At 45.2% G+C, this 12531-nt stretch carries 10 protein-coding genes; 9 read left to right on the top strand and 1 reads right to left on the bottom strand.

From position 1 onward, the window contains the following. The first annotated feature begins 303 nt into the window (after nt 1-303). The 8 genes from CLOSA_RS12010 (at nt 304) to CLOSA_RS11975 (ending at nt 10572) form a co-directional block, all read left to right on the top strand. Nucleotides 304-951 carry a precorrin-8X methylmutase gene (locus CLOSA_RS12010; protein ID WP_013273037.1) on the top strand — a complete coding sequence of 216 codons (648 nt, stop codon included), beginning with the start codon at nt 304-306 and terminating at the stop codon, nt 949-951. Between the two features lie 66 nt (nt 952-1017). Beyond that, complete coding sequence (locus tag CLOSA_RS12005; RefSeq protein ID WP_013273036.1) at nt 1018-2634, top strand: response regulator transcription factor; 1617 nt, start codon at nt 1018-1020, stop codon at nt 2632-2634. After that, the gene (locus tag CLOSA_RS12000; RefSeq protein ID WP_013273035.1) at nt 2634-4421 is read left to right on the top strand and encodes a sensor histidine kinase; all 1788 of its coding nucleotides are present in this window, start codon (nt 2634-2636) and stop codon (nt 4419-4421) included. Before CLOSA_RS12005 ends, CLOSA_RS12000 begins: the two co-directional genes overlap by 1 nt. A gap of 25 nt (nt 4422-4446) precedes the next feature. Beyond that, nucleotides 4447-5418 (top strand): substrate-binding domain-containing protein, encoded by a 972-nt coding sequence (locus CLOSA_RS11995; protein WP_013273034.1) that lies wholly within the window; start codon nt 4447-4449, stop codon nt 5416-5418. 14 nt (nt 5419-5432) lie between these two features. After that, the gene (locus tag CLOSA_RS11990; RefSeq protein ID WP_013273033.1) at nt 5433-6455 is read left to right on the top strand and encodes a galactose ABC transporter substrate-binding protein; all 1023 of its coding nucleotides are present in this window, start codon (nt 5433-5435) and stop codon (nt 6453-6455) included. 283 nt (nt 6456-6738) lie between these two features. Next, complete coding sequence (locus CLOSA_RS11985) at nt 6739-7860, top strand: galactose ABC transporter substrate-binding protein (RefSeq protein WP_013273032.1); 1122 nt, start codon at nt 6739-6741, stop codon at nt 7858-7860. A 124-nt stretch (nt 7861-7984) separates the two neighbouring features. Then, nucleotides 7985-9541, top strand: coding sequence for a sugar ABC transporter ATP-binding protein (locus CLOSA_RS11980; RefSeq protein WP_013273031.1), 1557 nt, complete (start codon nt 7985-7987; stop codon nt 9539-9541). 32 nt (nt 9542-9573) lie between these two features. Continuing rightward, complete coding sequence (locus CLOSA_RS11975) at nt 9574-10572, top strand: galactose/methyl galactoside ABC transporter permease MglC (RefSeq protein WP_041709142.1); 999 nt, start codon at nt 9574-9576, stop codon at nt 10570-10572. 220 nt (nt 10573-10792) lie between these two features. On the opposite strand, the gene CLOSA_RS11970 is transcribed toward CLOSA_RS11975, so the two are convergent. Next, nucleotides 10793-11245: a CYTH domain-containing protein gene (locus CLOSA_RS11970; RefSeq protein WP_013273029.1), complete on the bottom strand. Its 453-nt coding sequence runs from the start codon at nt 11243-11245 to the stop codon at nt 10793-10795. A gap of 221 nt (nt 11246-11466) precedes the next feature. On the opposite strand from CLOSA_RS11970, the gene CLOSA_RS11965 reads away from it, so the two are divergent. After that, entirely contained in the window at nt 11467-12531 is a 1065-nt protein-coding gene (locus CLOSA_RS11965; RefSeq protein ID WP_013273028.1) for a galactose ABC transporter substrate-binding protein, read from the top strand.

Raw genomic sequence — 12531 nt, 5'->3', positions numbered from 1 at the left:
TTTTCGTTGTGCCCGCACATAAGAAAATCTTTTCATGGCCTATTTCATAGGGCGAATGCCCGTGAGCTGGCAAAACCTCCGGTTTTGTCAGCTCCACTGCGGACGAAAACTCCGGTTTTACCAGCACCACTGCGGACGAAAACTCCGGTTTTACCAGTACCACTGCGGACGAAAACCTCCGGTTTTGTCAGTACCACTGCGGACGAAAACCTCCGGTTTTACCAGCACCACTGCGGACGAAAACCTCCCCAAAATCACTACCAAGAACCACCCCTCCCAACAAACAAATGAAAGGAAGTACAAATGAAAAGCAAAGAATTAGCGCTGGAGCGGGTACTGCCCGAGGAAATAGAAAAGAGAAGTTTTGAGCTGATAACCATGGAGCTTGGGGGAAAAGTCCTTAACCCAGAATACGAACCCGTAATCAAGCGGGTGATCCACACCACTGCTGATTTTGACTATGCGGACAATTTAATATTTTCTCCCCACGCCGTGCTGGAAGGGATTAAGGCATTAAAAGAAGGCGTCCGGATCATTACGGATACCAACATGGGAATGGCAGGAATCAATAAAAAAGCCCTCAAACGCAACGGCTGCAGCATCAGCTGCTTTATGTCCGATGAGGATGTGGCGGAATATGCAATGCTTCACCATACCACCCGGGCTTATGCCAGCATGGATAAGGCGGCCAAGTTATCGGAGGACTGTATTTTTGCAGTGGGTAACGCCCCTACTGCCCTTGTTCGCCTTTATGAACTAATAAAGGAGGGGATAATATGCCCCAGGCTGATCATCGGTGTTCCGGTAGGGTTTGTCAATGTGGTCCAGTCAAAAGAATTGATCATGTCTCTTCCTGACATTCCTTTTATTGTGGCAAAGGGAAGAAAGGGAGGAAGCAATGTGGCGGCGGCAATCGTAAATGCGCTGCTTTATCAGATACAGCAGCCGTGACCTGGTTGCTTGCTTATTTGGGCGTATAGGCATACCCAAAGAGATTTATAAAAGGGGAAGAACAGCATGGATTTATACAGCATAATTTTAGTAGATGACGAAGAGGAAGTGCGTAAAAGCATCATAAAGAAAATCGAATGGCAGTCGGCCGGATTCCGGGTGGTGGGCGATGCGGAAAATGGGGAAGATGCCATGGAAAAGATTGAGGTTTTGGAACCCGACGTGGTTTTGACGGACATTCGGATGCCTTATATGGATGGCCTGGCCCTTGCCGAAAAAGTACGGCAGCGGTATCCATCCATGAAGGTGGTGATCTTTTCCGGCTATGATGATTTTGAATACGCCCAAAGAGCGATTAAGCTGAATGTGACAGAGTACATCTTAAAGCCGGTTAACGTGGAAGAACTGACATCCATATTAAAAAGGATCAAGGGGAATCTTGATATGGAAATAGAAGAAAAAAGGAATTTAAGCCGACTTCGGGAAAATTACCGGAAAAGCCTTCCCATCATCAGGGAGCAGTTTTTTAATGACCTGGTGCACAAAAATCTTCCGGAGGAAATGGTGGAACAAAAGCTTAAGGAGTATGGGGTGCCTGTCATGGGTGCCAGAAAATTAATCATTGTTGCCATAGATGTAGAAAAAGGAGATGTGAGAGAAACCCTTTCCCTTCATAATGAGAAAGAACTGATTCCTATTTCCGTCATGCAGATTGTACGAGAGAAGCTGGAGGGGTACTGCCGGTTTGCCCTTTTCCAGTCTGTTTCAGAGGCGGAGATGGTAGTGATTGTAGCTCTTGATGATGACAACTCCACCACAGGGCTGATTGATGTGCTGGGAGATATCTGCAAGGAAACAAAGAGGATTCTGGAGGTCCTTGTTACCATGGGCATCGGAAAAAGCTTCCGGGAGCTTTCCGGTTTCCGGGAGGCATACCAGTCCTCCATTGATGCCCTGGGCTATAAAGCCATAGCCGGAAGGGGGACTACCATTTACATCAATGATATGGAACCGGTGGGAGTGGGAAAGCTGGAATTTGACAGCATTACTGAGGCTGATTTAATCTCGGCCATAAAGTTTGGCCCCGATGAAAAAATCGAAGCAGCAGTCACCAGGATCATAGAAAAGATGGAATATGCAAAGGTGCATTACCGCCAGCAGCAGGTTTATATGTTCGGGGTTCTAAACAGTGTCCTGCAGATGATGCAGCAGTATGACCTGGCTCTTGAGGATATCATGGGCGGGGAGCTGAAGGACATGGAAATTTTTCATAAAATTAAGAAAAAAGAAGAATTCGGCCAGTGGCTTTTTAAAATTGCAGGAAAGATGAACCAGTCTATTAATCAGGAGCGTGATATCACCACCCGCCAGGTGATCCAGGAAGCAAAGCAGTATATTATGGACCACTATCAAAATCCGGATCTTTCTGTAGAGATGATATGCCGCCACCTTCACATGAGCCCGGCTTATTTTTCGACCATGTTCAAAAAGGAAACCGGACAGGCCTATATCGCATATCTGACGGATGTCCGGCTGAACAAGGCGGTGGAACTGCTTAATAAAACCGATGATAAGACCTATGTGGTGGCAGCGAAGGTAGGATATCAGGAGCAGAACTATTTTAGTTATGTATTTAAGAAAAAATTTGGAGTATCACCAACTAAATTCCGCGGAGCCAGGTAATGGAAAGAAAGAATATCAGCATTCGTTATACCATATTTGTATATTTTACCGTGACTGCTCTGGCAGCCAGCCTTTTGATCACCTTTTCCTTATACCAGCGTCTTTCTACTCAGGTGGGGGAAATGGTGCAGGAGGAAAACCAAAGCCTCATCAACCAGGTAGCCAGGTCTGTGGAGTCCTATTTACTAACGGTCATGAAGCTGTCGGATTCCCTGTATTACGGAGCCGTGAAAAATGCCGATCTTTCCTCGGAATCCATTAATAACGAAATTACGCTCCTGTATGATAACAACAAGGACAACGTGGACAACATTGCTCTTTTTACACAATCAGGCACCATGGTGGAATCAGTCCCTGCCGCAAGACTGAAAAGCGGTCTTGATGTAACCAGGGAGAACTGGTTTATAAATGCGCTGGAAAAGACAGAAAATCAACATTTCTCCTATCCTCATGTCCAGTATGTTTTTGACAGCAATGAAAACCAGTACCGCTGGGTGATATCCTTATCAAGAGCCGTGGAACTGACGGAGGGTACCTCTACCACCCAGGGGGTACTGCTGGTGGATTTAAGTTATTCCAGCCTGGAACATCTTTTTGATGGAGTAACCACAGGGAAGGGCGGATATGTGTATTTAATCAGCAATGACGGCCAGATCCTGTACCATCCCAAGATCCAGCTCATTGATTCCGGCAGAATGCAGGAAAACAATCTGGTGGCCGCCGATTATAAGGATGGAAACCACCGGGAGGAATTCCAGGGGGAAACCCGGATCATCACAGTAAAATCCATCGGTTATACCGGTTGGAAGATCATTGGGGTAACTCCTAAAAATGTGGTTTCCTTAAACTCCATTAAGACCAGGCTCTTTATTGTATTCCTTATCACCCTGATCCTGTTTATACTTGCCTTGATCAATTCCTATATTTCCTCCCGCATTACCAACCCCATTAAGGAGCTGGAAAAATCCGTAGGAGTCCTGGAGGAAGGAAATTTAGAAACCCCTATATCCATCGGAGGTTCCTATGAAATCCAGCATCTGGGGAATTCCATTAAAAACATGGCAAAACAGATCCGGGTCCTGATGGATGACATAGTGGCAGAGCATGAGGCCAAGAGAAAACAGGAATTTGATACCTTACAGTCCCAGATCAATCCCCATTTCCTCTATAATACCCTTGATATCATTGTGTGGATGATAGAAAACGAACAAAAGGCAGAAGCAGTCAAAGCAGTCACTGCCCTGGCCCGGTTTTTCCGGATCAGCTTAAGCAAGGGTAAGAGCATTATCACGGTTAAGGACGAATTGGAGCACGTCAGGAATTATTTAATGATCCAGCAGATGCGTTTTAAAAACAAATTCACTTATGAGATAGATGCAACGGAGGAATGTCTTGAACTTGCAAGCTTAAAGCTGGTTTTACAGCCTCTTGTGGAAAATGCTATTTATCATGGAATGGAGTTTATGGATGGGGATGGAGAGATCATACTAAAGGTCTGGAAAACAGGAGATGACCTTTACTTTGTGGTGAAGGACAATGGCCTTGGAATGACGGCAGACCAAGTGGCTGGTTTGTTTTCTGATCAGGTTCATGTCACTTCCAAAAAGGGTTCAGGTATTGGTGTTAAAAATGTCAATGAAAGGATCAAGCTGTATTTTGGGGAAAAGTATGGCCTGACCATTGAATCGGAGCCAGATGAAGGAACTGTGATCCTTATTCACCTTCCGGCGGTTCCCTATGGTTCTATGATAGAAAAGAATACCTTTATGCCCGGATACCATGGGTAAGAAAAGGGAAAAGGGAAAATAGATTATGACAAAACAGGAAAAATTGTTGTGGACTCTGCTGGCGGGAGTGCTTGTGATCCTGTTTCTTTTATCCTCCACGGATTTAATCATCAAGGAGAAGAAAACAGAAATATATCCGGTTTCCGTCATCATTGGAGATACTTCCGATGATTATTACGTAAACTTCAGAAAGGGTGTGGATAAGGCGGCTGAGGAGTATAACGTGGATGTCAGCTTTATTACACTCTATGAGAAAGGGGATGCCAATCAGCAGATCGAACTGGTTCAGAGGGAGATTAATGACGGGGCGTCGGCCATTGTCCTGATTCCCGTAAAACCGGTGGAATGTGTAAAAAAAATGGATGATATGGTTTTAAACAGCCCTGCCGTTTTCATGGGAAGTTTGCCGCCCAACGAACAGGTGAAAAGCGGCATATCTCCGGATTATGAAGAGGAGGGACGTTTGCTTGGACAGGCGATTGCGGCGGAGAATTCCCCGGATCTGCCTGTGTGGATATTTACGGAAGGCCTTGATTACGGATATAACCGGGAAGCCTATGACGGGTTGGTATCTGCTTTGTCAAAGTCTGGATTTTCCATGAAGCTTTATGAGAAAAAGGCAGAAGGGACCTTTCGGGAGACCGTTGAGGGCATGGTTTATCCCGGAGGAGGAAAAGCGGTCATTGCAGCCATTGATCCCAGGAGTCTTGATGAGACTGCCGATATTATTTCCGGAAGTCCGGTTTATGGCAATTTTTTGGAAGGGCTTTATGGGATCGGGAGTACGACAAAGCTCTTAAAAGAGCTGGACAATGAAATTATTAAAGGACTGGTTGCAAGCGACCAGTTTGATGCAGGCTATATGAGCATCGAAAAAGCCGTGGAAGCGGTTCATGGGGGGCTTCAAAGAACGCAGATCGTGTTGGATTCTTACTATATCCGTAAATCGGATCTGCGGGAAAGCAAATTTGAAAGGATATTGTATCCAATTGATTAGATGGGGGATGGATTATGAAGAAACGATATGGTATTCTTGCAGTTGCGGTTATCCTGCTGCTGGCACTTTGGGGTGTGTTATATCAAAGCCGGAAGGAGGACGGAAAGGAAGAAAAAAAATCCATTCGCATTGGAGTGACTTTATACCGCGGAGACGATTCCTTTATCAATACCCTCAGGGGAAATATTGAGGAACAGGCCAAAGAGTATGAGAAGGAAACAGGAATTAAGGTAGTCATGGAAATCGTGGATGCCAAGGGGAATCAGAATACTCAGAACAGTCAGGTGGACCGTTTCATTTCTCTGGGCTATGATGCCATCTGTGTAAATATTGTGGATCGTTCCGTAGCATCCAATATTATCGGTAAAGCAATGGATGCGGACTTGCCGGTGGTGTTCTTTAACCGGGAACCGGTGGAGGAGGATATGAGGCGATGGGAAAAGCTTTACTATGTTGGGGAAAATGCGAAAGAGTCTGCGGTTCTTCAGGGAAATATACTGGTGGATGCCTATAAAAAAGATTCCTCATCCCTTGACTTAAATGGGGATGGAAAGGTCAGCTATGTCCTTTTGGAGGGAGAAAACAGCCATCAGGACTCCCTGATCCGTACGGAATGGTCGATTCAGACCTTAAAAGATGGCGGGGTACCATTAGAAAAGATCACCGGAGGAATTGCTAATTGGGACAGAAGCCAGGCTTCGGCCTGGATGGAGCAATGGCTTTTGGAGTATCCGGATGAAGTGGAAGTGGTAATCTGCAACAATGATGACATGGCCTTGGGAGCAGCCGATGCCCTGGATCGAAAAGGGGACTTAAGACCAGTTAAGATTGTAGGGATCGACGGCACACCTCAGGGTCTTGAAGGGCTGCGCACGGGAAGGTTGTTTGGAACGGTGCAATGCGACAGCCAGGAGTATGCCAGTGTGATTTTTAAGATTGCCGCCGCAGAGTCTCTTGGGCAAAAGGTACAGGAAATTGTAAAACTGGACCGGGATAAGTATTATGAGTGCAGCCAGAAGGCCCTGACAACCCATTAAGAACTTTGCAGCAGGCTGCAGAGTTTATTTCCCGTGTAAAAGCCGTTAAATGATTATATAAGAATATTTACCTGGCCCGGTTCTTTTCGGGAATAAAGGAATATAGTTGTGCATAGTGGGTAAAAATATCGAAATTATTTGATAAAAACTGAAGAATCTAAAAAAATCGATACATATCCTAAAAAAATTATATGGAAAACTGCACAAAAGAAAGCTATAATGTGCATGTCGGTAAGGTAAAAACACCAATCGATAACAATATAATGATAAGGGAGGATTTATCATGAGATTACTCAAAAAAGCATTAGCAGTAGGTCTTGCGTCAGCAATGGTATTTTCCATGGCAGGCTGCGGAGCTGGTTCCAAGGGGACTACAGCTGCCCCGACAGAGGCAACTACAGCAGAGACTAAGAAGGAGGATACAAGCGCAGCAGAAACCACCGCAGATGCAGTAAAAGATGCTGTTGGCGGAGATGTGGCGGATAAGAAAGTCGGTATCTCAATTTACAAATTTGATGATAACTTTATGACACTTTACCGGACAGAGCTTCAGCGCTATCTGACAGAAGACTTAGGCTTTAAGAAAGAAAATGTTGTTATCCAGGATGGTAAGGGTGATCAGGCAGAACAGACCAATCAGATCCAGAACTTCATCACTCAGAAATACGATGTATTGATTTTAAACCTTGTGCAGGCTTCTTCTGCTCCGGAAATCACAGATATGTGTAAGGAAGCCGGAATCCCGGTTGTTTACATTAACCGTGAACCAGATACTCAGGAAGAGCAGAGATGGAAAGATGACAAAATCAACGCTACTTATGTAGGCTGTGATGCAAGACAGTCCGGAACCTATCAGGGGGAAGAAATTCTTGAAACCTCCACGAAGGGTGATATTAACGGTGACGGCGTTGTTTCCTATATCATGATCCAGGGTGATCCTGAGAACGTAGATGCTCAGTACAGAACAGAATTCTCTGTTAAGGCTCTTACTGATTCAGGAGCACAGGTGAAAGAACTGTTAAAGCAGCGCGGTGACTGGGATCAGGCAAAAGCTCAGCAGATCGCTCAGGATGCTTTAACACAGTATGGCGACCAGATCGAAGTAATCTTCTGCAATAACGATGCTATGGCACTTGGTGCTCTTCAGGCAATCGAAGCAGCAGGACGTACCGTAAACAAAGACATCTATTTAGTAGGTGTTGATGCTCTGACAGAGGCTGTTCAGAATGTTCTCGATGACAAGCAGACAGGTACCGTATTCAACGATCACTTCTCACAGGCTCATGCAGCAGGCGATATGGCTGTTAAGTTTATTAAGGGTGAATCTGTCGAAAATGTAAATATGGTAGACTATATTAAAGTTACCAAGGAGAATGCTCAGGAAATTCTTGATAAGTTAAAATAATTTCCAGCAGCCGGTAAAAGAAACGGGTGTGTCGGTAAGGCACACCCGATTTTTAAAGGTATCCGAAGGAAATTGCTTTAGAAACACAAAGAACACAGGCAATCAATTGGAAAGGAGAAACGGGATGGCAGAGAAGTACAGACTGGAAATGATAGGGGTCAGCAAATCCTTCCCTGGCGTTAAAGCGCTCGATGGCATCAACTTAAAAGTACGTCCCGGTACCGTTCACGCCCTGATGGGTGAAAACGGAGCAGGTAAATCGACCCTTATGAAATGTCTTTTCGGCATTTATAAAATGGATGAAGGAAAGGTTCTTATCGACGGGAAAGATGTAAGCATCGCAAATCCTGATGATGCCCTCCACAAGGGGCTTGCCATGGTGCATCAGGAGCTGCAGCCGGTACCGGCGCGTTCCATTGCGGAAAATATGTATCTTGGAAGATATCCCTTAATAAAAATAGGCCCTTTAAAAATAGTTGATCATAAGACCATGAACCTGGAAGCAGAAAAATGGTTAAAAGATGTAAAAATGAGTTTTAATCCCAGGGCAAAACTTGGGACACTATCAATCGGACAAATGCAGTCAGTGGAAATTGCAAAGGCAGTGAGCCAGAATGCAAAGCTGGTAATTTTGGATGAACCGACCTCATCGCTGACTGATAATGAAGTGGAGGCGCTGTTTCGCATTGTCAGGGATTTAAAAGCCCGGGGCGTTTCCATGATATATATCAGCCATAAGATGGCTGAGATCCGGCAGATTGCCGACGACATTACGATCATGCGGGATGGAACCTACGTAGGCTCCTGGGAAGTAAAGGACATTTCCGATGAGGAAATCGTAAAACAGATGGTAGGCCGGGAATTAAGCAATGTATATCCGCCCAAGGAAGATTACCGGACAGAGGAAACGGTTTTAAAAGTAAGCCATTTAAGCAGCATCCATCAGCGTTCCTTCCAGGATTGCTCCTTTGAATTAAAGAAGGGGGAGATACTGGGATTCGGAGGCTTGGTAGGTGCCCAGAGAACAGAACTCATGGAAGCCATTTTTGGAATGCGCCACATTGCCGGCGGGCAGATAGAGATCCTTGGTAAAAAGGTGACTGTCAAGCGTCCGCAGGATGCCATTGCCGATTCCGTAGGGATGATCACTGAGGACCGGAGAGGAACCGGTATTTTCGGCTGTCTGAGCATAGCTGATAATACGGCCATAGCCTCTTACCGGAATTATACCAAGGCCGGAACCATCAACAGCAGAAAGGTGGGGCAGGTAGTAAAGGACAGCATTGCAAAGCTGAGTATTAAGACACCCAATGACAGGACCCTGATCCAATCCCTGTCAGGAGGAAACCAGCAAAAGGTAATCATTGCCAGATGGCTGGCGAATAACCCCGATATCCTGATCATGGATGAACCCACCAGGGGGATTGACGTTGGGGCAAAATATGAGATTTACCAGATCATGATTGAACTTGTTAAGCAGGGAAAATCAATTATCATGATTTCTTCCGAAATGCCGGAGCTGATCGGCATGTCAAACCGGATTATCGTTATGTGCAATGGCCATATCACCGGAGAACTGGAAGATGAAGAGGCAACCCAGGAAAAGATCATGGCATTTGCCACTAAATTTGATCTAAACGATAAGGTAACAGAAAATTTCACACAGGAGGTTAAATCATGACAGCAAAAAAAATAAATGCAAAAGATTTACCTATGCAAACTAAAAAAATAAATGCGAAGGATTTTCTTATTAATAATGGAATCATCGTTGTACTGATTATGCTGGCTATTTTTACTGCAATTAAACAGCCGTCCTTTGGTACCCCTGATAACTTGAAAAACATTGCTTTAAACGTAGCACCCCGTTTTATCATTGCATGCGGCGTATCTGGCTGTCTGATAACCAGAGGTACGGACCTTTCTGCCGGACGTATGGTTGGTCTTTCTGCCTGTCTTGCAGGTACTTTGCTTCAGAAGCCTGGGTACAGCGGTAAGTTTTTCCCTAATCTTCCTGATTTCGGCATCTGGTGGGTATTCGTAGTACTGCTAATTTGTATCGCTGTATGCGCCATTTTCGGTCTGATCAACGGTATGGTGGTTTCTTTTCTTCAGGTTCCGGCCTTTATCGGAACTCTGGGTATGCAGCTGATCGTTTACGGTGTATGCCTTGTTTATACCAATGCAACTCCTATCGGTGGTTACCGGGCGGCTTATACAGAGGTGGCAAAGGGCAGGCTTTTAGGAGTGATTCCTTACTTATTTTTAATCGCCCTTGCCATTGGGCTGATAATCTGGTTTGTTTATAACAAGACACCTCACGGCAAATATATGTACGCCATCGGCGGCAATGAGCAGGCAGCAGAAGTTTCCGGTGTAAATACAAAGAAAACAAAAATCATTATCTATGTGACAGCGGCAGCTCTTTATGCATTGGGAGGATTCCTCGTAGGTGCAAAATCCGGCGGTTCCTCTGTTAATATGGGAATGGGCTGGGAGCTGGAAGCCATTGCGGCATGTACCATTGGAGGCGTGTCCGTGAACGGCGGTATTGGTAAGGTATCCGGTGTTTTGATCGGTGTACTGGTATTCGAGATTTTAAAAACCTGTCTGCAGTATCTGGGCGTTGACACCAACTATCAGTATATTGCGCAGGGAATCGTTATTGTAGTTGCGATTGCTCTGGACATCAGAAAGTATATTGCAAAGAAGTAGTTTCTTTCTAAATAGCCCACGGCTTTTGGCCAGGGTTTTTAGAAAAAGGAACCGGAGCATAGACAGCGGACTCTTTCGTATAATTCCGCCCTTGTTCCGGTTCCTTTCCTGATTAAAGACCGTATCTGTACTTAATAGGAAAATAAATAAAAAGGTGAGCCGTAAGTGTCCGGGATAAAAGGAATCCTTTGGACTCCTGCGGCTCGCTTTATCCATAAAGCTATGGCAGCCTGCTCAGCCTGCTGTTCTGATAATCGCCTGAAAAGGTTACGTCTTCTCCAAACCAGGAGGGAGGGATGAAGCGTTCTGCTTCCTCTCTCTCAGGAAATTCCACTTCGGCCAATACAAGCCCTTTAAAACGGCCTTCAAATACATCCAATTCTATGGTCAGATGGCCGGAGTCTTCCAATGGGATCAGGTACCTTCTTTTTGTCAGGATGTGTCCGTCTGCTTTTTTAATCAGATGCTCATAGGATTCCCGGGTCAAAGGGAGATTGTATTCCTCCCGCTCTAAGAGTCCTTTTGATTTGTAGGTAAGGTAAAAGACATCATCCTCTCTGCGTACACGGACGACAGGCTCTGTCGAGAGATACCCCTGCTCTATGAAGTGATAAGGATGGCTGGAGTAACCGGCCGGCGGCTGGGTTATGAGATATTTGCGTTCTATTTCCATTGGAATTCCTCCTGATTCAATGTTTTGCATTTGCATATGCACAGTATACCACATAGGAACATAAAGTAGAAGGTAGAGGCTAAATGGAAAGAAAAATATTGATGAGCCTTGAATGATTGAATTGACTGTATATACTTACGCTACCCTTTGATTCCTTAGTGTACAAATATGGAAAAACGTGTTAATATGGGAAAAACAGTGAAATTCAGGAGATTAAAGATATGAAACGGTTAAGGAAAGGGATCTTTTTGTTTTTTTTCATAGTCTGGACTGCTTTTCCGCTTTATGGCTGCGCTCCTATGGAGCAGAAAAAAGATGTTGGGGAAAGTGCTACATCAGAAGCGGGAACGGAAGGAGTCCCTGAGGAGACAGGCCCTAAGATCGGGGTAAGCATATACCGCTATGACGATACGTTTATGAAGCTGTATCGTCAGGAGCTGAAGCAATATCTGGAAGAAACATATCATGCAGAGGTGATCATGCGCAATGCCGGAGGTGACCAGAAAGAGCAGGACAAGCAGGTGAATCAGTTTATTTCAGACGGTTGTGACGGGATCATAGTGAATCCGGTAGAAATCCCGGCGGCACAAGAGCTTGCAGATGCCTGCAGCAGGGCGGGGATCCCGTTGGTTTTTATAAACCGTGAGCCCAAGGAAGAGGAACAGAAGCGGTGGCGGGAAAAGCAAATGGCAGTATCGTGTGTTGGAACAGATTCCAGGCAGGCAGGAACCTATCAGGGAGAGATCATTCTGGAAACACTTAATAAAGGAGATTTTAACGGCGATGGTGTGGTGTCTTATGTTATGCTCATGGGAGAGAAAGGCAATGAGGACAGCCAATACCGGACGGAATATTCCATTAAGGCCCTGGAAGAAGGAGGAATGAAGACGGAAGAGCTGTTTTCCGGCAATGGAAACTGGAATAAGGATGAAGGGAAAAAGCTTGCCAAACAGGCGCTTGCTTCCTGGGGAAACCGCATTGAAGTGTTCTTCTGCAACAATGATTCCATGGCAAACGGTGCCCTGGAGGCTGTGGAAGAGGCGGGCCGTATACCCGGAAAGGATATTTACCTGGTAGGGGTGGATGCCCTTCAGGATACGGTAACATATATTAAGGAAGGCAGAATGACCGGTACTGTATTAAATGATCATGAGGGACAGTCTCAGATGGCTGCCGATACTTTAAAAAAAATGATTGACGGGGAAAGTGTGGAGACTAGGTACCAGGTGGATTATATCAAGGTCACTGCAATCAGTACCTTTCAAACATTAAAAGGAGAAGATTAA

The sequence above is a fragment of the [Clostridium] saccharolyticum WM1 genome (assembly GCF_000144625.1).
GTDB classification, from domain to species: Bacteria; Bacillota; Clostridia; order Lachnospirales; family Lachnospiraceae; genus Lacrimispora; species Lacrimispora saccharolytica.
Note: the sequence above shows the minus strand (reverse complement) of the source record. Positions and strands in the feature narration are given on the sequence as shown.

Excerpts from the sequence above, each read along its gene's own strand:
- CLOSA_RS11995 (WP_013273034.1), top strand. The coding sequence starts at position 4,447 with ATGACAAAACAGGAAAAATTGTTGTGGACTCTGCTGGCGGGAGTGCTT.
- CLOSA_RS11985 (WP_013273032.1), top strand. The coding sequence starts at position 6,739 with ATGAGATTACTCAAAAAAGCATTAGCAGTAGGTCTTGCGTCAGCAATG.
- CLOSA_RS11980 (WP_013273031.1), top strand. The coding sequence starts at position 7,985 with ATGGCAGAGAAGTACAGACTGGAAATGATAGGGGTCAGCAAATCCTTC.
- CLOSA_RS12000 (WP_013273035.1), top strand. The coding sequence starts at position 2,634 with ATGGAAAGAAAGAATATCAGCATTCGTTATACCATATTTGTATATTTT.
- CLOSA_RS12005 (WP_013273036.1), top strand. The coding sequence starts at position 1,018 with ATGGATTTATACAGCATAATTTTAGTAGATGACGAAGAGGAAGTGCGT.
- CLOSA_RS11990 (WP_013273033.1), top strand. The coding sequence starts at position 5,433 with ATGAAGAAACGATATGGTATTCTTGCAGTTGCGGTTATCCTGCTGCTG.
- CLOSA_RS11970 (WP_013273029.1), bottom strand. The coding sequence starts at position 11,245 with ATGGAAATAGAACGCAAATATCTCATAACCCAGCCGCCGGCCGGTTAC.
- CLOSA_RS11975 (WP_041709142.1), top strand. The coding sequence starts at position 9,574 with ATGCAAACTAAAAAAATAAATGCGAAGGATTTTCTTATTAATAATGGA.
- CLOSA_RS12010 (WP_013273037.1), top strand. The coding sequence starts at position 304 with ATGAAAAGCAAAGAATTAGCGCTGGAGCGGGTACTGCCCGAGGAAATA.
- CLOSA_RS11965 (WP_013273028.1), top strand. The coding sequence starts at position 11,467 with ATGAAACGGTTAAGGAAAGGGATCTTTTTGTTTTTTTTCATAGTCTGG.